Here is a 20462-nt window from a genome sequence, read left to right as displayed (position 1 = left end):
CCAGAGACAAACATGAAACTGTTCAAGACCCTGTTGCTTGCCTGCGTTGCAGCCCTCCCGCTGCTGCCCGCGGCCCACGCGGAAGGCTTTCCCGACAAGCCCATCATGCTGGTCATCCCCTTCCCGCCCGGTGGCCCGACCGACGCCATGGCGCGCACCCTCGCCGCGGAGATGAAGGACCGCCTCGGCCAGCCCATGATCGTGGAGAACCGCGCCGGCGCCGGCGGCAACATCGGCGCGGAATACGTCTCGCGCGCCGCGCCCGACGGCCAGACCCTGCTGTTCGGCACCTCGGGCCCGCTCGCCATCAACTCCAGCCTCTATCGCAAGATCGGCTACGACCCGGTGAAAAGCTTCGCGCCCATCATCCAGGTCGGCCACCTGCCGAACATCCTGGTCGTGAATCCGGCGGTGCCCGTCAAGAACGTGAAGGAACTCATCGCCTATGCCAAGGCCAACCCCGGCAAGCTGAGCTATGCCTCCTCGGGCAACGGAGCCTCGTCGCACCTGGCTGGCGTGATGTTCAACACCATGGCCGGCGTCGACCTGCAGCACATCCCGTACAAGGGCACCGGCCCGGCCTTGACCGACCTGCTCGGCGGCCAGGTCAGCATGAGCTTCACCGACGTGCTCACCGCCCTGCCCTACGTCAAGTCCGGCAAGCTGCACGCCCTCGGCATCACGACCGCCACGCGCTCGCAGGCACTCCCCAACGTGCCGACCGTGGCGGAGCAAGGTGTGCCGGGCTACGACGTCAGCGTGTTCTTCGGCATCGTCGCGCCGGCCGGCACGCCGCCGGATCGCATCGCCAAGCTCAACAAGGCTTTCGCCGAAGTGATGGCCACGCCCAAGGTGAAGGAACTGTTCGCGGCGCAAGGGCTGGAGCCGGCCCCGTCGACCGCGCCCGAGCAACTCGGCAAGTTCATCAGTACGCAGACGACGAAATGGGCCAGCGTCGTCAAGCAATCGGGCGCCCAGCTCGACTAACGCCAGTGTGAACAGGCCTCGAATCCAACAACATCAAGGAGACAAGACATGACCTTCCCACTCACCCGCAGACACCTTCTGACCGCCGCAACCGCCGCACTGGCCTGCACCGCCGGCAGCGCGATGGCGGCCGGCTATCCCGACAAGCCGATCACCCTGATCGTCCCCTACGCCGCCGGCGGCCCGACCGACCAGCACTTGCGCGTGCTGGCCGATGAGGCCGGCAAGCTGCTGGGCCAGGCCATCGTGCTCGACAACAAGCCTGGCGCCAACGGCATCAACGCCGCGGCCGCGATGCCGCGCGCCAACCCCGACGGCTACTTGCTCGCGGTGCTGCCCGCTTCCGTCTACCGCGAGCCCTACGTCAACAAGGTCACTTTCGACCCAGCCACCAGCTTCTCGTACATCCTGATGCTGTCGGACTACACCTTCGGCCTCACGGTCAAGGCCGATGCGCCGTGGAAGACGTGGAAGGACTTTGCCGCGGATGTCGCGAAGCGTCCGGGCAAGGTCAACGTGGGCGCCACCGGCGCGGTCGGCACGCCGCGCATCGTGATGGATGAGATCGGCGCCGCTGCCAACCTGCAGTTCAACATGGTCCCGTACAAGGGCGACGCGGACGTGGCCACCGCCATCCTCGGCGGCCACATCGACGCGGCGCCGCTGTCTGGCGTGGCCACTCCGCACATCGAGGCGGGCAAGATGCGCTATCTCGCGATGCTCACGCCCAAGCGCGTGAAGCGCTACCCCGACCTGCCGACGCTCAAGGAGCAAGGCGTCGACGCCTTCATCGAATCGCCCTACGGCATCGCGGGCCCGGCCGGCATGGACCCGGCCAAGGTCAAGGTGATCCACGATGCATTCAAGAAGGCGCTCGAATCGCCCGCCGGCCTGGCCGTGCTCGACAAGTTGAACCAGTCGGTCAACTACATGGGGCCCGAGGACTATCGCAAGTACGCCCTCTCGGCCTATGCCCGCGAGAAAGATCGTGTTGCGCGCCTGCGCAAGGCCGGCCTGCTGGAATGAACATCCGATGACCACTGCAACAACATCCCCCCGCGCCCTCGACGGCGTTCGCGTGCTAGACCTGAGCCGCGTACTGGCTGGCCCCTGGTGCGCCCAGCTGCTCGGCGACCTGGGTGCCGACGTCGTGAAGATCGAAGCGCCCGGCCGCGGCGACGACGCGCGCGAACTCGGCGTGGCCATGGAAGCGCCGCAGCCCGGCAAGGGCCGCGACTCCAACTTCTTCCTGGCCTGCAACCGCAACAAGCGCTCCATCGCCATCGACTTCTCGAAACCCGAGGGCGCCGATCTCGTCCGCGCGCTGGCGACCGAATGCGACGTGCTGGTCGAGAACTTCAAGGCCGGCACGCTGCGCCGCTACGGGCTCGACTACGAGACGCTGCGCGAGCTGAACCCGCGCCTGATCTATTGCTCGGTCACGGGCTTCGGGCAGGACGGCCCCTATGCACCGCGTCCGGCCTACGACTTCATCATGCAGGCCATGACCGGCATGATGAGCACCTGCGGCCCGGCCGACGGCGCGCCGATGCGCACCGCGATCCCGACCACCGACCTCGTCACCGGCTACCAGGCCAGCCTGGCCGTGCTGGGTGCGCTGATCCAGCGCGGCGTCACCGGACGCGGGCAGTTCATCGACGCGGCCATGCTCGATGCCAGCATCGGCTTCAACGTGCACCTGGCGCAGGGCTTCCTGCTCAACGGCGAAGTGCCTTCGCGCCAGGGCAACAACAACCCGATCGCAGCGCCCTCGGGCGTGTTCCGTACGGCCGACGGCTGGGCGGTGATGGCGGCAGGCAATGACCGGCAGTTCGTCGCCATGTGCGGCGTGCTCGGATGCCCGGAACTGGTGACCGACCCGCGGTTCGCCACCAACGGCCAGCGCGTCGTCGAGCGCGAGGCGCTGCACGCCGAACTGGAACCAAGGATCGCGCGCGAAACCACCGCGCACTGGCTCGCGTTGCTGGAGACCGCCCAGGTTCCCTGCACCCGCATCAACACGATGGACCAGGTCTTCGAAGACCCGCAGGTGCGCCACCGCAAGATGACGGTGCAGGTCGACCACGGCAGCGGCCGCACCATTCCCATCCTGCGCAGCACGCTCAACATGAGCGACAGCCCGGTGAGCTACCGCGCGCCGCCGCAGCTGGGCCAGCACACCGATGAAGTCCTCGCGCACTGGCTGTCGATGGATGCATCGCAGATCGCCGAGCTGCACGCCAAGGGCCTCGCGCACTCGGCATGAAACCCTTCGAGAACGAAGCCCCGGGCATGCTGTTCGGCCTGCCGATGCCGATGGCGCAGGCATTCGGCTTGCGCGGCGAGAAGATCGGCGACATGCACGCCACCGTGCGCATGCCGCGCAACGAACTGCACACCAACAGCCGCGGCGACGTGCATGGCGGTGCGCTCGCGGTGCTGCTCGACTGCACGCTGGCCAGCGCCGCGCGCGCGCATGCGCCGGTGCGCTTCGGCGTCGTCACGGTCGACATGGCCCTGCACTTCGTCGCCCCCTGCAACGGCGACGTGATCGGCACCGCCACCTGTGAGCGGCGCGGCCGCTCGCTGTGCTTCGTGCGCGGCGAGGCGCGCAACGTGCAGGGCGAGCTGCTGGCGCTGGCGACCGGCACCTTCAAGCTGGTCGAGCGCGCCGCGAGCGCCTGACCCTCGACCCCTCTCAAGTTCCCCAAAGGAAGTCTTCGATGACCACCCCAGCCAACACCGGCGCCCTCGCGGGCATCCGCGTGCTCGACATCTCGCGCATCCTCGGCGGCCCGTACTGCGGCCAGATCCTCGGCGACCACGGCGCCGACGTGCTCAAGGTCGAGCCGCCACAGGGCGACGACACGCGCACCTGGGGCCCGCCCTTCCGCGACGGCGTGGCCTCGTACTACCACGGGCTCAACCGCAACAAGCGCACCATGTCGCTCGACCTCGGCAGCGAGCAAGGCCGCGAAGCCTTGCTGGCACTGGTGGCCGAGGCCGACGTGCTGATCGAGAACTTCAAGACCGGCACGATGGAGCGCTGGGGCATTGGCTACGACGACTTGTCGAAGCGCTTTCCCAAGCTGGTCTGGTGCCGCGTGTCGGGCTTCGGTGCCGACGGCCCGCTCGGCGCGCTGCCGGGCTACGACGCCGCGGTGCAGGCCATGACCGGCATCATGAGCATCAACGGCGAAGCCTCGGGCGACCCGCTGCGCGTGGGCCTGCCGGTGGTCGACATGGTGACCGGCCTCAACGCCGTGATCGGCGTGCTGCTCGCCTTGCAGGAGCGCCAGCGCAGTGGCAAGGGCCAGTTTGTCGAGGCGGCCCTGTACGACAGCGGCCTCTCGCTGTTGCACCCGCACGCGGCCAACTGGTTCATGGATGGCCGCAAGCCGAAGCGCACCGGCAACGCGCACCCCAACATCTACCCCTACGACGCGCTCAACACCGGCACCGACCCGATCTTCCTGGCGGTGGGCAACGACCGGCAGTTCGCCAGCTTCTGCCGCGTCATCGGCCAAGCCGAATTCGCGCAAGACCCGTTGTTCCGCGACGCCGGCTCGCGCTCCACGAACCGCGTCGCGCTCAAGGAAAAGCTCGAGGCGGCGCTGGCCTCCTTCGACGGGCGCACGCTCGTCGACCAGCTCATGGCCGCTGGCGTTCCCGCGGCTCCGGTGCTGCCGGTCGACGCGGCCTTGAACCATCCGCACACCGCGCACCGCGAGATGGTGGTGGAACTGGAAGGCAGCTACCGCGGCATCGGTGCGCCGGTGAAGCTGAGCCGCACGCCGGCCAGCTATCGGCACGCGCCGCTGACGCCGGGGGATGGCTTCCTCAAGGCGGCCGACATCACCGGCTGAGCGCCGACGCGTCGCACCAAGGACGTGGGCAAGCCGGCCGGCGGACACGCTTTCCCGTGCTTCCCGCGCAACAGTCAAGTCCTACACCGGCGCAATGCGCTTCATCGCGGCAAACGCCGCGAGAGCGGGCATCCAGGCCACTCGCGGTCGCACTTTTCCCTGAATGAAAAGGAGTAAATTCCGCCTCAACGAGGAACATACCTCGCAACTTCAGGGACCCACCATGTCAAGTGCAACCGCGGCGCGTACGGCGCTGGTGCTCGAAACCAACAATCTTCACGACGGCCCCGGCATGGAGCTCGTCTCCTCCAGCCTGCAGCGGCTGATCTTGCTGTTGGGCCAGCAGACGCTGCCGCTGACGTCGCTCGCACAGGTCGTCATCACGCACGACGGACTTCCTCCCCACATCTGCAAGAGCATCGAGCGCCTTGCTCAGCGGCCGATCGACTTCGTCGCGATCGACCCCTACACCGGCTACTACGATGCCAAGAACGTCGGGTTCGACATGACCGATGCGGCGCTTTGCGACTACGTCGCCTTTGCCGATGCCGACTGCCTGCCGGCGGCCGACTGGCTCGAACGCCTGCTCGAGCCGCTCGACGGCCCCGAGGGGCCCTCGGTCGTTGCCGGTCGCACAAGCTACGACACCAGCCTGACGGGCATCGCGCTGACAACGCTGGACTTCATGTATTTCCCGAGCCCACTGCGCCAGGGCGGCACGCGCAACTTCTATGCGAACAACGTGGTGTTCCGACGGGACGTGTTCGAGCGGTACAGCTACCAGGTGCTGGACGGCGTCTACCGCGCCCAATGCGAAGTGCTGGGCCTGCGGCTGCAGGCGGCCGGCGTGCCGGTCTGCTACGAGGCCCGCGCCCACACCCAGCACCGTCTTCCAGGCACGCGCCGCGACTGGTTCAAGCTGCGCTGGTTGCGAGGGCAGGACAGCCGCGGCCTGACACCGTTGCTGGTCGAGACCTGCGTGCCCGCGCCGCTGCAGTGGCTGGCTCGCAGCGGCCCCATCGGCACGCTGTGCGTGCAAGCGTCACGGATGGTCTTCAGCCTGCGCGCCATCAACCACCAGGACCTCCCCCGCGTGCGCGGCCTGCGCTGGCTTGGCACGGCGCTGCTGGTGATGGCCTATTCGGCCGTCGACATGGCCGGCGGGCTGTTTCGCGGTTTCGGCGCGCATACGCTCGATCACCAAAAGGCGGACGAACAGGCCCTCTCGTACCACCGCTGAAGACGCCCGAATGGCATGCGCCAAGAGCCTCGACCGCCTGGGGATTCGCCTCAGAAGGTGTGAAGACTTCGTAGCGAGGGTCCGCAGTAGAAATATTCACACCTTCTCAGGGCGCGATCGGGTTCCCGGGCGACCCCAGCGGCGCGGCGCCGACCACGATCGCGCTTTGCGCCGACGCCTGCGGGTCATGCAGGATCACGCTCTTGCCAACCCCCACGCCCACCCCGCCAACGCCGACGCCAACACCCAGTCCTGCACCTGCGCTGGCGTAGACCTGGCCCAGGTGATTGATGCCGACGCCTGCGCCCAGCGGGCCCCAGCCGGTGTTGATGCCGAGGGCCGGTCCGCCGGGGCCGACGCCGAGACTCAGCGAGATGCCCGGGACGATCGGCACCGCGATGCCGGCGCCGACTGCGCACCCGCCCACCGCGAGGCTGGCCGCAAGCAGGGCGCCGCACGCGCCGATGTGGCGCATGGTGCGGGAGGCGGGACTTTGATGTGAACTGGCGATGGTCATGGCACTTCCCTGAATGAACGGCCGGACTCGGTGCCCGACCATCGCGCCCGAGCCTAAATCAGGAGAGCGTTGACGCGGCGCACATAGGCAGCGGGATCTTGCGGCAGTCCACCCTCGGCCAGCAAGGCCTGGTCGAACAGGATGTTGGCCAGGTCGTCGAAATGTGCCGATGTCTCCAGCTTCTTCACCAACGCGTGCTCGGCATTGACCTCCAGCACGGGCTTCAGGTCGGGCGCGGGCTGGCCGGCCTGCTTCAGCATGCGGGCGAGCTGCGTGCTCATGCCGCCGTCCTTGACCACCAGGCAGGCCGGTGAATCGACCAGGCGCGTGGTCACGCGCACGTCCTCGGCCTTGTCCTTCAGCGCTTCCTTCAGGCGTTCGAGCACAGGCTTGAAGGTCTCCGCGGCGGCTTCGGCGGCCTTCTTCTCGTCTTCATCCTGCAGGCTGCCGAGGTCGACCGCGCCCTTGGCCACGCTTTGCAGCGGCGTGCCGTCGAACTCGTGCAGGTAGCTCAGCGCCCATTCGTCGACGCGGTCGGTCATCAGCAGGACCTCGATGCCCTTCTTCTTGAACAGTTCGAGCTGCGGGCTGTTCTTCGCGGCGGCGAGCGTGTCGGCCGTGATGTAGTAGATCGCGTCCTGGCCTTCCTTCATGCGGGCCTTGTAGTCGGCCAGGCCCACGCTCACGGTGTCGGTGGTGCTGGAGGCGAAGCGCAGCAGCTTGGCGATGCGGTCACGGTTGCCGTGGTCCTCGCCCAGGCCTTCCTTCAGCACGGCGCCGAACTCGGCGTAGAACTTCGCGTACTTGCCGGCGTCCTCGCTGTTCGATTCGCTTTCTTCCTTCTTGTCGACCACATCGGTGACTTCATCGGAAGCAGGCTTGTCGGCGGCGGGTGCAGCAGGCTCGGCTGTGGCTGCGGCAGCCTTGTTCGCCAGGTCTTCCAGCATCGACAGCACACGCTTGGTGCTGCCTTCGCGGATGGCCTTCACGTCGCGGCTTTCCTGCAGCAGTTCGCGGCTCACGTTGAGCGGCAGGTCGGCTGAGTCGATCACGCCCTTGACGAAGCGCAGGTAGCTCGGCAGCAGCGCCTCTGCATCGTCCATGATGAAGACGCGCTTGACGTAGAGCTTGAGGCCTGCGCTCTTGTCGCGGTTCCACAGGTCCATCGGCGCCTTTGACGGGATGAACAGCAGTTGCGTGTACTCGGTGCTGCCTTCGACGCGGTTGTGGCTCCAGGCCAGCGGCGCCTCGTAGTCGTGGCTGATGGTCTTGTAGAACTCGCTGTACTGCTCGGGCGTGATGTCCTTCTTGGCGCGGGTCCAGAGGGCGCTGGCCTTGTTGACCGGCTCCCATTCGCCGGTCTTCACCATGTCGCCGGGCTGGTCGTTCTCGCCCTCTTTCCATTCCTCTTTTTCCATGAGGATGGGCAGCGAGATGTGGTCGGAATACTTGCCGATGACCTGCTTGAGCTTCCAGGCGTTGAGGTAGTCCTCCGCGTCTTCGCGCAGGTGCAGCGTGACGCTGGTGCCGCGCTGCGGGCGGTCGATGGATTCCACTTCGAAGTCGCCGGCGCCACCGCTCACCCAGCGCACGCCTTCGCCCGCCACCATGCCGGCGCGGCGCGATTCGACGGTGATCTTGTCGGCCACGATGAAGCCCGAGTAGAAGCCCACGCCGAACTGGCCGATGAGCTGCGCGTCGGCCTTCTGGTCGCCGCTGAGCTTGCTCATGAAGTCCTTGGTGCCGCTCTTGGCGATGGTGCCGAGGTTGTCGATGGCTTCCTGTTTGCTGAGGCCGATGCCGTTGTCGGCAATGGTGAGCGTGCGGGCGGCCTTGTCGAAGGACACGCGCACCTCGAGATTGGGCGCGTCCTCGTACAGGCCGCTGTCGTTGATCGCCTCGAAGCGCAGCTTGTCGCACGCGTCCGATGCGTTCGAGATCAGCTCGCGCAGGAAGATTTCCTTGTTCGAGTAGAGCGAATGGGTGACGAGGTGAAGCAGCTGGGCGACTTCGGCCTGGAACGGGAGTTTGGTGCTGGCGCTGGTCATGGAAATAAGAGTTTTCGATGGTCAAAAGGGCGGCCGATCAAAGCCGGTCGGAGCCGCCCGGGTTCAGTTGGTCATTGCAGCCGTATTTTCAAGCGCGGCGCGGCGCGCCTTGTAATCCATTTCACTGACAGGCACAAAAGCCTGATGCATTTTCCATACGCCTTTTCGTGATTTATTGAAGGTTGAGAACAGTTTGAATGACGAATGCGCCCAGTTTCGCAGGGTGCGGCTTACATTTGCGTCGGCAAGGCCTGTCACCCTTCTTTGTCAGTCACTCAGGGATCGAATATGAAAAAGCTGTTACTCGCGTCCGCGCTCGCCGCGTTGCTCGTGCCACTGGCCGCCCAGGCCGAATCCACCGTCACCAACAGCCTCACCGCCGCGGCGCCCGCGCCCGCCAGTGCACGACTCGACTTCAGGATCACCATCCCGAAGGTGCTGTTTCTCCAGGTCGGCACCGGTGCAGCGGCGCCGCTGGCGGCCCTCGGCACCATCAACAAGATCGAATTCGACGTGCCCGCGGGCAACGTCGGCAACGGAACCGCCGTGGCGCCGACCACCGGCGGCGACCTCCTCGGCGGCACCGGCGTGACCGTGCGGGTCTACTCCAACACCGGCAGCCGGGTCGACCTGACCAGCACCACGACCGGCCCGATGACCGCTGGCGGCGCCGCCTCCGTGCCGTGGTCCGACATCGCCGTCACGACGGCGTCGCTGGCGACCCCGACGGCAGGCTATTCCAACATCGCCATTCCGCACCCGGCCTTCACGACCGGCGCCTCCGGCGGCACTTCGGCAGCGGTGGCGCTGACCGGGGCCGGCGGCGGCAGCCCCGCGGGGCTGGTGCGTCGCGAGGGCAGCTGGGTCTTCGCCTATGCCAATACCGCGGCACTGCCGGCCGGCGTCTACGGCGACACGGCAGCCAACAACGGACGAGTGACCTACACCGCCACAGCAGTGCCCTGAGCGTCGGGCCCAGCCCTCGCCGCACGGACACGGCCTGCGCGCCATGGACACACGCGTCCCCGCTCCGGGCGCATCGCCACGCCTGCGCGCGTCGGCGATGCTGCTCGCCTTGCTGGCCGCCGCGCTGGATGCGCAGGCGTACACCATCGCCATCACGGCCGGCAGCCGCACGCTGTACCTGCAGGTGGGCGTCGGCAGTTCGCTGGGCGCCGTGCTCGCGGGCGGCGGCCTTCCCCCCAACAACAGCACCGTCAACCAGGTCAGCGTGACGGTGCCTGCGGCGGGCTCAGGCTCCGGCACCCCCTATGCCATGGCGACCGACAGCCCGGTCAGCAACAGTCCCTACGACGACTTCGCGGGCTACTGCACGCCGACGGTCAACGGAGAGGTGTACGTGGGCGGCTTTTTCCGCGTGCCGGGTGCCGGTGCGGGTGCCGCGGCCACGCTCACCGTGACCGCGCCTCCCAACCTGGTCAGCGCGAGCGGCGCCACGCTGCCCTTCAGCGAAATCGAGTGGACCTCGGCTGGCCTGGAAGATGTCACGCCGACCATTCCCAGCGGCCGATTCCCGGGCACGGGCGCGACCAGCACCTTGCTCTCGGTCGCGCGCAATACGTGGTTCGAGAGCTGCCTCGCGTTTCGCTACCTCAACACACGGCTGGTGCCCGGCGGCACCTATTCGGGCCGCGCCGTCTACACGCTGACCGCGCCATGAAGCACCTCGCGCTGCGCGGGACCCGCGCGCTCACGAAGGCGCTGGCCCTGGCGGCGAGCGCGCTGCCCGCACCCCCGGCGATGGCGGCGACCACCTACCGCATCGACGACACCGGCACCGTCAGCAGCCCGGCCGTGACACCCATGCGCTGGCGCCGCCTGGCACCCGGGCGCGCCGCCGACAACACGGTCGAAGGCCAGGTGGCCGTCGCGGCCCGGCTCAACCTCGGCGCGTGGGTGCATCGGCAAGCCCGCATCTACCTTGCGCTGGCGCCCACCGAAGGCGACCAGTTGAGCGTGAGCTGGCGCACGCAGGGTCGCCTGCTGCCGGGCCAGATGCGGGCCGGCACCCGCACCGTGGTGTTCGAAGGCGTGGTGAGCGAGCCCTTCCTGCAGGAGACGCTGCTGTTCCAGCTCACGGCCGACGGCCGGCGGCTCGCGCGCGCACAGGCGCTCCAGTTCCATTTCGAGATCGAGGTCACTCCATGAAGCCGCACCTGCTTCGCTGGCGCGCGGGCTGCCGGCTCGCTGCCGCGCTCTGGTGCGCAGCCGTGGCCTTGCCTGCGCATGCGCAGTTCGCGCTCGCCATTTCGCCGCCACGCTTCGAACTGGAGGCCGAGGCGGGCGACCGCGTTCGCGACACCATCGAGTTGACGCACACCGCGGCGGGTTCGGGCAGCTACACGGTCCGCACCGCCGACTGGCGCATGAAGCCCGACGGCAGCGTCGAGTTCTCCGATGCGCTGGCGCCGGGCAGCTGCCGGCCGTGGGTGGCAATCGAGCGGCGCGAGCTCAGCATCGGCCAGGGACGGCCCTATCGCTTCCGCTTCGAAGTCGTGCCGCCGCCGGACACGCCGCCGGTGGAGTGCCGCTTCGCACTGATGGTGGAAGGCAAGGACGACGCTTCGGCGGCGGGCATGCCGCTGACGTTCTCGGGCCGCATCGCGGTGATCGTCTATGTGGCCGTGGGCAAGGTGTCGCCCGTCATCGACGTGACCGGCAGCGGCGTGAGGCAGGTCGACGGTCAGGCCCTGCCCTATCTCCGCGTGCGCAACACCGGCAACGCGCACGGTCGCCTCGCAGGCTACCTGGCCGGGACGGACGCCAGCGACGCCCGGCTCGAATTCCAGCCTGAGGCCCTGGCCATCCTGCCCGGCGACACGCGCGACGTGGCCCTCGTCCCGAGCAAGCCAGGCGACGCTGATGCCGCCGTGGCCGTGGCCTTCCCACTGACCATCCAGGGCAAGGTCGAGTGGGGACGCAGCGGCACGACGGCGATCGACAAGCGCTTCGCGCGATGACGCGCCGGCTCGCCTGCGCGGCGGCGCTGGGACTCTGCGGGGCCAGCGCCCTGGCGCAGACGGCGCCCGCGGCCAGCGTCTATGAGGACCGCGTGCTCGACGCCGGGCCGCAAGCCGACCTGGCCGAAGCGGACCCCGCAGCGACCTCCGGCTGGCCGCGCGGCTGGAGTGCCGAATTGCAGTCCACACGGCAATCGGGCCAGGCCGAGGCGCGCAATGAAGCGCTGCTGTTCTCCGGCTACGTCGACACGCCCGACTACGGCGCACTGTCGGCCAACCTGAACCTCAACCGCTATCGCAACACCTATTCCGACACGGCGATCGCCGGCAATTTCGGCGCGAACTACACCCTGGCGCCTTATCGCTACGAGACCGGCAACACCTGGCGCATCGACCAGCGCGCGATGCCCTTCGACGGCGGCTGGTTCGGCAACAGCAGCGCCGGCAACATCAACATGGCCGTCGCGCCGATGGGGCGCGGCATCGGCCGCGTGACGCTCCCGGCCCTGTCGATCGAGGGCATGGCGGCGACGCTCGAGCGCCCCGGACGCACCAGCTTCAATGCCTCGGCCGGCCGCCTCGGCTACTTCTCCGGCCTCGACTCGCAGGGCTTCGCGACGGGCAAGGGCACCGCCGCAGGCTTCGGCGCGCAGACCCAGCTCGCCGGCGCCGACCAACCGGATGCGCCGGGGCGCGTCGACGCCGCCGCGCAGTTCATCGAAAGCCGCGATGTCAATCCGAACGGCGTGGCGGGCTTCCGGCAAGACACCCGTGCGCTGTGGGCCGCGGCGTCATGGCAAGGCGTCGCGCCGTGGGCCGATACGCTCGGCGCCGGGCAGGGCGGCATCGGCGAGCGCGTCGGCGGCATGCGGGTGCAGGGCAATGTGGTGGGCAGCACGAGCCAGCCTTCTAGCGGCTATTCGCTCGCCGGCCGCGACTCGGCCAGCGGCGCCTGGGTCGACGCCAACTGGCGCAGCGCGTGGCTGCAGCAGTCGGCCTCCGCCTATTACTTCGAGCCGCAGTTGCGGTGGGGCGCGGACGGGCTGCCGGCCAACATCAAGGGCATGACCTGGCGCGGCGACATGCAGACGCGCCAGTGGCAGCTCGGCCTCAACACCGAATGGAGCGACAGCGTCACCGGCCCGCAGAACCGCTCGTTGTATGTGAACGTCTTCGGCCGCTACCGTCTCGATTCGCGCGACGCGGTCTCGGGCAACGTGGCCGTTCGCAGCGGGGCGTATGCGGCGCAGTCCGCGCAGTTGACGTGGGAGCACCAGTCGGCGTGGGGCTACACGCAGTGGCGGACGGACGTCGCGCTCGGGAAGGACCTGCGCGTCGTGCGCACGGGCGTGGACCACAGCTGGAAGGTGGGCGAGAGCCAGACCTTGTCGACCACGCTGGCCTTCGAGCATTCGTACCAGGGCGGCGACACCGCGCGCAGCGTGCAGTGGGGCGTGCTGGGCACCGCGCCGCTGCCGGGCACAAGCGGTGCGCGCCTCGACCTCACGGTGCGTGGCAGCCAGGGCGTGGGCGACACCGCCAACCGCTTCCTGAACGCCAACGTGCGGCTGGTGTGGCCGCTGGCGCCGGGCTGGTCGTTCGTCGCCCAATACGCGGCGTCGCGCGGGCAGGAGCAGTTGAACCCGGCCGTGCTTTCCGCGCTGACGGTGGCGACGCTGCAGCCCACGCTGGTGCAGCCTTCAGGGCGGTCGATGCTGCTGGCGCTGCGCTACGAGAGCCGCGCGGGCAGCAGCAGTGCGCCGATCGGCGGCGCTCCGGGTGCGGGCTCTGGCCGCGTCGAAGGCCATGTGTTCTTCGACCAGGACCACAACGGCAAGCGCGAGGCGAGCGAAGGCGGCGTGCCCAACGTCACCGTGATGCTGAACGGCCGCTACGTGGCGCGCACCGACGCGCAGGGTTACTACAGCTTTCCGGCCGTGGCCGCGGGCGCCTACGAGGTGGAGTTGGTGCCCGACAACCTGCCGCTGCCGTGGATGCCGGCGGTGCGCGAGGGGACGAAGGTACAGGTGTATGTGCGCAGCGCCGCGACGGCGGACTTCGCGGTGCAGCGCGAGCGGTAGGTCCTGGTCAGGTTGACGTGGGGTTGAGGGGCCAAGCTGCAGATCGATCCACAACCTCCACACAGGGAACGCCATGAACTTTTCTCATCCCACCCGGTCGCTGCTAGCCGCGTCGTGCCTTCTGTTCGGCGCCGTCGCCGCTCAGGCGCAGGTGCCCGCCGACGCACCGGCCGGCACCACCGTGCAATGCAAGGACGACAGCTACGCCAGCCCCGAGACCAAGTCGGGCGCGTGCCGCGGCCACAAGGGGATCAAGACCTGGTACGGCAAGACTGCCGGCGCTGCGGCGCCTGCGCCGGCCGCCGCGGCAGCGCCAGCAACAGCCGCAGCAGCGCCAGCAGCCGCTGCCGCCGCGCCCGCCATGGCCAAGCCCGCAGCCACCGCGGCAAAGGCACCGGCTTCCACCGACAAGACCGCATCGATGGTGCAAGCGCCCGGCGGCGGCGCCGGCAAGGTGTGGGCCAACGACGAGACCAAGGTCTACCACTGCATGGGCGACAAGTACTACGGCAAGACCAAGAAGGGCGAGTACCTGAGCGAGGCCGACGCCAAGGCGAAGGGCATGCACGCCTCACACAACAAGGCCTGCAGCACCTGAGGCTCGACGCCGGGCTCACGACGCTTCGGGTCGCTCATCCAGGCGCTGGCGGCGGCAACACCCGCAGCCCGGCAAACCCGGTTCCGCGGTGTTCGGGCCGGGCCCCCGGCCGACTTAGCGTGGCTGCGACTCGACCTCGCTTGTCCACTTGTCGATCAGCCGCTTGCGCTCGGCGGCTTTGCCGTACTTCTCGAAGTCGTACTTGATGAGCTTGACGCCGTCCGATGAGGGGATGCGCGGGTCGGGCTTGAAGGTCTTGTTGGCGGGGGTCTGGAAGCTGCCGGCCTTCGCGCCGATGGACTGGCCCGCCGGGCTCATCAACCAGTCGTAGTACCGAACAGCGTTGGCCTTGTTGCGTGCGCCCTTGACGAGCGCGATGCCGCCGATCTCGTAGCCCGCGCCCTCGCAGGGCGATGCGGTCTTCACCGGAAATTTGTCGTAGCGCCAGCGCTCGAAGCCGAACAGGAAACTCACGCCGATGCCGACTTCGCCCTTGGCCACGCTGGGCGCCTGCGCCTGGCCGCTGCGGGTATAGCTGGTGACGTTCCTGTGCAGCTTCTTCATGTAGTCGAAGGCGGCATCCTCGCCCATCAATTGCACCAGGCCCGCGATGATGGTGTACGCCGTGCCGCTGGTGGCAGGATGCGAGATCTCGATCTCGCCCTTGTACTCGGGCTTGACCAGGTCGGCCCAGCACCTGGGCTCGGGCAGCTTCTTCTTGCGGAGTACGTCGGTGTTGAAGCCGAATCCGATGGTGCTGGTGTAGAAGCCGCCAACCTGGTTGCCGCTCATCGCATATTGCCGCACGGACCAGTCGAACAGGTCGTTCAGGTAGGTCGGCCGGTAGGCATCGAGCAGGCCCTGCTCGGCCGCCTGCAGGAAGGGATCGCCGGTGCCGCCCCACCAGATGTCGGTCTTGGGATTGGCCGCCTCGGCGCGCAATTGCGCGCCGATCTCGCCGGTGCCCTTGTGCGCCTGGTTGACCTTGATGCCGGTGGCGCGCGTGAACTCGGCCGCAGCGGCCTCGCACCAGCCCGCATCGGTGCTGCACAGCGCATTGACCGTGCCCTGTTGCGCCCACGTGCTCATGCAAAGGGAGGCCGCGGCTGCCGCCACGGCCCAACGCCCGAGGCCACGCCGTGCCTGTACCGATGCCCGCGGGGGATCGACCCGGGATGGCAAGGCCAGGTCAACTGGCAAGCGGATGGCGACGGCCTGGACAGCAACTGGAGACATGCGGCAACCCCGTGAATTGAGATGAAACCGCAGGATAGCCGCGCCGGCGCCGGAAAGCCGGGGGATTCGTGAACAGGTTCCGCGCCGACGATGACCACAGGTCGCAAGACGTCGCCAAAGCGCCGATATCGCTTCCACAATCCGCCCCGCCCGACCCCGTTCGGGCGTTTTTTTGCATTCACTACAAGGACTTCAGGGATATGGAACACAGCACTTTCAAGAAGTGGTCAGCCGAGTTCGCCGGTACTTTCTGGCTTGTCTTCGGCGGCTGCGGCAGCGCAGTCCTGGCGGCCGCGTTTCCTCAACTGGGCATTGGCTTTCTCGGCGTGTCGCTGGCCTTCGGGCTGACGGTGCTCACCGGCGCCTATGCCTTCGGCCCGATCTCGGGCGGACACTTCAACCCGGCCGTGTCGGTGGGCCTCGTGCTCGGCGGGCGCTTTCGCGCATCGGAACTCGCGGGCTATGTCATCGCGCAGGTGCTGGGCGCCATCGCGGCAGGCGGCGTGCTCTATGTGATCGCCACCGGCAAGGCCGGCGCGGAGATCGGCGGCTTCGCGACCAACGGCTTCGGCGAGCACTCGCCAGGCAAGTTCAACATGACGGCCGCGCTGGTCACCGAGATCGTGCTGACGGCCGTGTTCCTGATCGTCATCCTCGGCGCGACGGCCAAGCGTGCAGCCGCCGGCTTCGGCGGCATGGCCATCGGCCTGTGCCTGACCCTGATCCACCTGGTGTCGATCCCCGTGACCAACACCTCGGTGAACCCGGCACGCAGCACCGGCGTCGCACTGTTCGGCCCTGCCTATGCGATGTCGGAGCTGTGGCTGTTCTGGGTGGCGCCGATCGTCGGCGCGATCATCGGTGCGGTGATCTACAACGTCTTGCTGAAGGAGGACTGAAGCAGCATCAGCTTGTCAGACGCTTGTTCGTGGGCACCCCCCGGGGAACCGGCTTTGCCGGGCCGCCGGGTGCGTCCCCTCGAGGAGCTGCCTCAGGCGACCGCCCAAGCGCCGCAGGCACATTCGGGGGTAGGCCTGATTTCAGCCGCCGGCGCCTGGCAGCCGGTGCGCCGTGGTCTCGCCGACGGACTCGCTGGAGGTCGCGTGCGAAGCCGCCACCGCGCCCTTGTAAGCCTCGTCGGCCGACATGCTCGAACTCAACGCGGGCGCTGCCGTCGACTGGCCGACGGCCTCGCTGTTGCCGCCGGCATGGGCCGCGGCGATGGCCTCGCGCTGAACGTCCTCGGCGCGCACTGTCGAATTCATCATCCTCGGGCTGGTGGATTGCCCGATGGCTTCTGTGCCGCTGGATTCTCGTTCGTCCTGCGCCTGCTGCGCGAAGGCGGACGCCACGCTCAATGCGGCGCATGCGGTCACCGCGGCGGTCACGAGATGTCGAAGGGTTGCTTGCATGGTGAGGTGTCTCCTGGAAAGCCTTCACTCTAGGCAAGCAGAGTGAGCGTCCCATGAGCAAAGTCTTAGGCAGGGGTGAGCAGGTGCACGCGCGCGATGAGGCCCTGCGTGCCCTCGCCGTCCTCCTGCCGGTCGCGCAGTTCGATGCGCAGGCCCTGGCGTGACGCCGCGGCCTGCGCGATCGCCAGCCCCAGCCCGCTGCCGCCGGGCGGCGTGCCCGGCACGCGAAAGAAACGGTCGAACACCTGGTCGCGCCATTCGGGCGCGATGCCCGGGCCATCGTCGACGACATCGACCACGGCACGGCCTTCGATCGCATGCAGGCGCACGTCCACTGCGCCGCCTTCGGGCGTGTGGCGCAAGGCGTTGTCCACGAGGTTGTCGAACACGCTGTGCAGGTCGGCCGGCGATGCATCGAGCACCGGCGCGATGCGGCCCTCGAAGCCGACGTCGACGCTGCGCTGGTCGGCCAGCATCATGCGTTGGCCCAGGCTCTCGCGCAGAAGCGCCGCCACGTCGACCGGCGAACGCGAATCATCGACCGCCCCTTCCTGACGCGACAGTTGCAACAGTTGCTCGATCAGGTGCTGCGCGCGGGTGACGCCGGCCTCGAGTTGCCAGAAGCGTTCGCTCGCCTCGCCCTCTGGCACATGGCTGCGCAGGTTCTCGAGCTGCAGGCCGATGGCGGTCATCGGCGTGCGCAGTTCATGCGCTGCGTCCTGCACGAAGCGGCGTTGAGAAACGAAGGCGTTGCGCAGCCGCGCGAGCAGGGTGTTGAAGGCCGCGACCAGCGGCCCGATCTCGTCGGGCACGCGCGCCAGCGGCAGCTCGGCCATGGAGCGTTCGTCCTGCGCCGCCACCTCGCGCGCCACGCCGCGCAGCGCGCGCGAGGTGGCGCTTACGATGAGCCACAGCATCAGCAGCGTGGCCGGCAGCATCAGCGCCAGCGGCAGGCCCTCATAGAGCGCGCGGCGTGCGATGCGCTTTTGCCGGAAAGCCTCGCTCTGGATGACCTGCACGCGAGGATGCCCGGGCTGCTCTTCATCGAGAGGGACCGTGAAGACGCGCCAGCCTTGCCCCTCGGCCGGGCCCGTTCGCACGTCGGCAAAGCCCGGCGTCTCCTGCAGCGGGACGACCGCGGCCGGATAGGCGCTCGCAAGCGGCGCAGCGCCGTCGGCCGACCACTCCTGAACAACGACCGCGCCGTGCGCCTGCACGTCGGTGGCATCCAGCATCTGCAAGGGTCCGGGCTTGCGATTGCCGGCACGGGACTCGGCCACCAGCCGCATCTGGTCGTCCATGAAGGTGTGCACCATCCGCCCGTAGGCGCCCCAGGAGAACCACGCGGTGGCGGCCGCGGCGATCAGGTGCAGCGTGATAAGCCACAGCAACAGTCGCGTGCGCAGGGAGCGCGGGCGCCAGCGGCTCCCGCCGGTCCAGCTCATGCGGGCACCGCGACGCGCCAGCCCAGACCGCGCACGTTGCGGATCGCATCCGGCCCGATCTTGCGGCGCATGCCGTGGATCAGCACGTCGACCGCGTTGCTGGTGACTTCCTCGCCCCAGCCGTAGATCCGGTTCTCCAATTGCTCGCGCGACAGGATGGCGCCGGGGCGTTCGAGCAGCGCATGCAGCAGCGCGAACTCGCGCGCGGTGAGCGTCTCGCGCACGCCGTTCTGCAGCACCTCGCGCGTGGTCAGGTCGAGTTGCAACGCGCCGAAGCCGATCAGCGAATGCGCCGCCCCGTCACGCCGCCGCACGACGGCGCGCATGCGGGCCAGCAACTCGCGAAAGGCGAAGGGTTTCTGGAGGTAGTCGTCCGCGCCGAGGTCGAGCACGTGGATACGGTCCTCGATGTCGCCGCGCGCCGTGAGCACCAGCACCGGCGTGGCATCGCCGCTTTCGCGGGCGCGGCGCAGCACTTCGGCGCCGTCCCGGCCCGGCAAGCCGAGGTCGAGCAGCACGCAGGTGTAGTCGCCGTCATCGAGCGCGCTTTGCGCGAGCGGGCCGTCGCGCACCCAGTCGACCGACCAGCCCGCACCTTCCAGGGCCTGGCGCAGGCTGCGCCCGATCATTTCGTCGTCTTCCACCAGCAATGCGCGCACGGTTGTCCTCGGTCTGGAGCTATCCAGGCGAGGAGGCTACGCCTGAATTGTTAGGCGTGCATGAGGGCGTGCAGCGAAGCCCGTTCACGGCCCCCGGGGGTGGGCTAGAACTTTTCGTGCAGCCCGAGGTAGCGCCACTGGCCGGCCGGCAGGTTGCCCAGCACCACGCGCCCAATGCGGATGCGCTTGAGGCCGACCACCTTCAGGCCGACCTGCTCGCACATGCGCCGGATCTGGCGCTTCTTGCCCTCGGTGAGCACGAAGCGCAGTTGCTCGGGGTTCTGCCAGTCCACACGCGCGGGCTTGAGCGGCTGGCCGTCCAGGCTCAGCCCATGCCGCAGTCGCGCGAGCAGCGCGGGTGGAAACACCTTCTGCACGTCGGTCGCGATGTCGCCCTTGTCGCCGGGGCCGCTGCCGGGCGGCGACCAGGTCACGCGCACCAGGTATTCCTTCTCCATGCCCGAGTCCTCGCCGATCAACTGACGCGCCACGCGGCCGTCCTGCGTCAGCACGAGCAGGCCGACCGAGTCGATGTCGAGCCGGCCGGCCGGCGCGAGGCCGCGCAGTTGCGGCGGCGAGAAGCGGTTGGTGCTGGGGTCCTCGCGCCAATGGGTGCGCGGGTTGATCAACACCACCGCCGGCTCGTGGCCGTCCTCGGCCTGGCCGCTCACGTAGCCCATGGGCTTGTGCAGCAGGATGGTGACCTGCGTGGCCTGGTGGCCGTGCGCCTTCCTGTCGACCTCGACGCGGTCGTCCGGCGTCACCTTCACGCCCATCGGCGCGACCTGGCCGTTGACCTTGACCCAGCCTTGCTCGATCCATGCATCGGCCTCGCGGCGCGAGCACAGGCCCAGTTCGGCCATGCGCTTGTTGAGGCGCACGGCGCCGGGAGCGGTCGAGGAAGTGGCATCGGTCATGGTGGCGCCGATTATCCCGAAGCGCTGGCCGACGCGTGATGCCAAGGCATTCCTACACGCCGCCCGCACCACCGTCGCAGGCTGCTGCTTCCATCCTTCAGAAAGCAGGAGCCAACCATGCCAAGAGGTGATAAATCTTCCTACTCGGACAAGCAGAAACGCCAGGCCGAGCACATCGAAAAAGGCTACGAGCAGCGCGGTGTGAGCGAAGGCGAAGCCGAGCGGCGCGCCTGGGCCACGGTGAACAAGGAAACCGGTGGCGGCAAGAAGAGCGGCTCAGGTCGCGGCAAGCCGGAGAACCACGCGCCCTCGCGCAAGGGCGGCCGACTGGGCGGCGCGGCTTCGGCGTCGCGCTCGGCGGAAGAACGCTCGGCATCGGCGAAGAAGGCCGCAGCGACGCGCAAGCGGCACGCTGCGGCACGGCATCAGTAGGGAGACCGTCCAAGTCCCCGCGGACCGCGCATCCTCGCGCGGG

22 protein-coding genes are annotated in these 20462 nt (G+C 68.5%); 14 read left to right on the top strand and 8 right to left on the bottom strand.

Features of this window, described 5'->3' with window-relative positions; translation table 11 throughout:
* Nucleotides 1-12: 12 nt before the first annotated feature.
* The 6 genes from HB681_RS00190 (at nucleotide 13) to HB681_RS00165 (ending at nucleotide 6093) form a co-directional block, all read left to right on the top strand.
* A complete protein-coding gene (locus tag HB681_RS00190; RefSeq protein WP_213952734.1) occupies nucleotides 13-987 on the top strand; it encodes a tripartite tricarboxylate transporter substrate binding protein in 975 nt (324 codons plus the stop codon).
* Between the two features lie 48 nt (nucleotides 988-1035).
* Nucleotides 1036-2013 carry a tripartite tricarboxylate transporter substrate binding protein gene (locus HB681_RS00185; RefSeq protein WP_213952733.1) on the top strand — a complete coding sequence of 326 codons (978 nt, stop codon included), beginning with the start codon at nucleotides 1036-1038 and terminating at the stop codon, nucleotides 2011-2013.
* A 7-nt stretch (nucleotides 2014-2020) separates the two neighbouring features.
* Nucleotides 2021-3253, top strand: a complete 1233-nt coding sequence (locus tag HB681_RS00180; protein WP_213952732.1) for a CoA transferase — start codon at nucleotides 2021-2023, stop codon at nucleotides 3251-3253.
* Nucleotides 3250-3672, top strand: a complete 423-nt coding sequence (locus HB681_RS00175; protein ID WP_256354556.1) for a PaaI family thioesterase — start codon at nucleotides 3250-3252, stop codon at nucleotides 3670-3672. Before HB681_RS00180 ends, HB681_RS00175 begins: the two co-directional genes overlap by 4 nt.
* Before the next feature lie 38 nt (nucleotides 3673-3710).
* Nucleotides 3711-4853 (top strand): CoA transferase, encoded by a 1143-nt coding sequence (locus HB681_RS00170; RefSeq protein ID WP_213952731.1) that lies wholly within the window; start codon nucleotides 3711-3713, stop codon nucleotides 4851-4853.
* A 223-nt stretch (nucleotides 4854-5076) separates the two neighbouring features.
* The gene (locus tag HB681_RS00165) at nucleotides 5077-6093 is read left to right on the top strand and encodes a glycosyltransferase family 2 protein (RefSeq protein ID WP_213952730.1); all 1017 of its coding nucleotides are present in this window, start codon (nucleotides 5077-5079) and stop codon (nucleotides 6091-6093) included.
* 106 nt (nucleotides 6094-6199) lie between these two features.
* Here HB681_RS00165 and HB681_RS00160 read toward each other — a convergent pair whose 3' ends face one another.
* The 3 genes from HB681_RS00160 to HB681_RS00150 all read right to left on the bottom strand — a co-directional run bounded on the left by HB681_RS00160 (nucleotide 6200) and on the right by HB681_RS00150 (nucleotide 8916).
* Nucleotides 6200-6610: a hypothetical protein gene (locus HB681_RS00160; protein ID WP_213952729.1), complete on the bottom strand. Its 411-nt coding sequence runs from the start codon at nucleotides 6608-6610 to the stop codon at nucleotides 6200-6202.
* Between the two features lie 53 nt (nucleotides 6611-6663).
* Complete coding sequence (gene htpG, locus HB681_RS00155; RefSeq protein WP_213952728.1) at nucleotides 6664-8658, bottom strand: molecular chaperone HtpG; 1995 nt, start codon at nucleotides 8656-8658, stop codon at nucleotides 6664-6666.
* 63 nt (nucleotides 8659-8721) lie between these two features.
* Complete coding sequence (locus HB681_RS00150) at nucleotides 8722-8916, bottom strand: hypothetical protein (protein ID WP_213952727.1); 195 nt, start codon at nucleotides 8914-8916, stop codon at nucleotides 8722-8724.
* A 30-nt stretch (nucleotides 8917-8946) separates the two neighbouring features.
* On the opposite strand from HB681_RS00150, the gene HB681_RS00145 reads away from it, so the two are divergent.
* From HB681_RS00145 to HB681_RS00120, 6 genes are all read left to right on the top strand, one after another.
* A complete protein-coding gene (locus tag HB681_RS00145; RefSeq protein WP_213952726.1) occupies nucleotides 8947-9624 on the top strand; it encodes a hypothetical protein in 678 nt (225 codons plus the stop codon).
* Nucleotides 9625-9667: 43 nt separating this feature from the next.
* Nucleotides 9668-10339, top strand: coding sequence for a hypothetical protein (locus HB681_RS00140; RefSeq protein ID WP_213952725.1), 672 nt, complete (start codon nucleotides 9668-9670; stop codon nucleotides 10337-10339).
* A complete protein-coding gene (locus HB681_RS00135) occupies nucleotides 10336-10827 on the top strand; it encodes a hypothetical protein (protein WP_213952724.1) in 492 nt (163 codons plus the stop codon). Before HB681_RS00140 ends, HB681_RS00135 begins: the two co-directional genes overlap by 4 nt.
* Complete coding sequence (locus HB681_RS00130; RefSeq protein WP_213952723.1) at nucleotides 10824-11639, top strand: hypothetical protein; 816 nt, start codon at nucleotides 10824-10826, stop codon at nucleotides 11637-11639. The genes HB681_RS00135 and HB681_RS00130 overlap by 4 nt, the downstream gene beginning before the upstream one ends.
* Nucleotides 11636-13720: an SdrD B-like domain-containing protein gene (locus HB681_RS00125; protein WP_213952722.1), complete on the top strand. Its 2085-nt coding sequence runs from the start codon at nucleotides 11636-11638 to the stop codon at nucleotides 13718-13720. The genes HB681_RS00130 and HB681_RS00125 overlap by 4 nt, the downstream gene beginning before the upstream one ends.
* A gap of 73 nt (nucleotides 13721-13793) precedes the next feature.
* Nucleotides 13794-14318, top strand: coding sequence for a DUF3761 domain-containing protein (locus tag HB681_RS00120; protein WP_213952721.1), 525 nt, complete (start codon nucleotides 13794-13796; stop codon nucleotides 14316-14318).
* 114 nt (nucleotides 14319-14432) lie between these two features.
* Here the strand turns inward: HB681_RS00120 and HB681_RS00115 are convergent, their stop codons facing one another.
* Nucleotides 14433-15407: an ABC transporter substrate-binding protein gene (locus tag HB681_RS00115; protein ID WP_213952720.1), complete on the bottom strand. Its 975-nt coding sequence runs from the start codon at nucleotides 15405-15407 to the stop codon at nucleotides 14433-14435.
* Nucleotides 15408-15754: 347 nt separating this feature from the next.
* Here HB681_RS00115 and aqpZ point away from each other — a divergent pair, with 347 nt between their 5' ends.
* Complete coding sequence (gene aqpZ / locus HB681_RS00110) at nucleotides 15755-16453, top strand: aquaporin Z (protein WP_213952719.1); 699 nt, start codon at nucleotides 15755-15757, stop codon at nucleotides 16451-16453.
* A gap of 141 nt (nucleotides 16454-16594) precedes the next feature.
* Here aqpZ and HB681_RS00105 read toward each other — a convergent pair whose 3' ends face one another.
* From HB681_RS00105 to HB681_RS00090, 4 genes are all read right to left on the bottom strand, one after another.
* The gene (locus HB681_RS00105; protein WP_213952718.1) at nucleotides 16595-16966 is read right to left on the bottom strand and encodes a hypothetical protein; all 372 of its coding nucleotides are present in this window, start codon (nucleotides 16964-16966) and stop codon (nucleotides 16595-16597) included.
* Nucleotides 16967-17031: 65 nt separating this feature from the next.
* Nucleotides 17032-18411 carry an ATP-binding protein gene (locus HB681_RS00100; RefSeq protein WP_213952717.1) on the bottom strand — a complete coding sequence of 460 codons (1380 nt, stop codon included), beginning with the start codon at nucleotides 18409-18411 and terminating at the stop codon, nucleotides 17032-17034.
* Nucleotides 18408-19070, bottom strand: a complete 663-nt coding sequence (locus tag HB681_RS00095) for a response regulator transcription factor (RefSeq protein ID WP_213952716.1) — start codon at nucleotides 19068-19070, stop codon at nucleotides 18408-18410. Before HB681_RS00095 ends, HB681_RS00100 begins: the two co-directional genes overlap by 4 nt.
* A 104-nt stretch (nucleotides 19071-19174) precedes the next feature.
* Nucleotides 19175-19987 carry a pseudouridine synthase gene (locus HB681_RS00090; RefSeq protein ID WP_213953276.1) on the bottom strand — a complete coding sequence of 271 codons (813 nt, stop codon included), beginning with the start codon at nucleotides 19985-19987 and terminating at the stop codon, nucleotides 19175-19177.
* A 117-nt stretch (nucleotides 19988-20104) separates the two neighbouring features.
* Between HB681_RS00090 and HB681_RS00085 the strand changes: the two genes are divergently transcribed.
* Nucleotides 20105-20419, top strand: a complete 315-nt coding sequence (locus HB681_RS00085) for a plasmid stabilization protein (protein ID WP_213952715.1) — start codon at nucleotides 20105-20107, stop codon at nucleotides 20417-20419.
* Nucleotides 20420-20462: the final 43 nt, after the last annotated feature.

Origin of the sequence: Variovorax sp. dw_954 (assembly GCF_018449755.1) — a bacterium.
GTDB lineage: Bacteria > Pseudomonadota > Gammaproteobacteria > Burkholderiales > Burkholderiaceae_C > Variovorax.
This window is presented reverse-complemented; position numbering and strand designations above follow the sequence as displayed.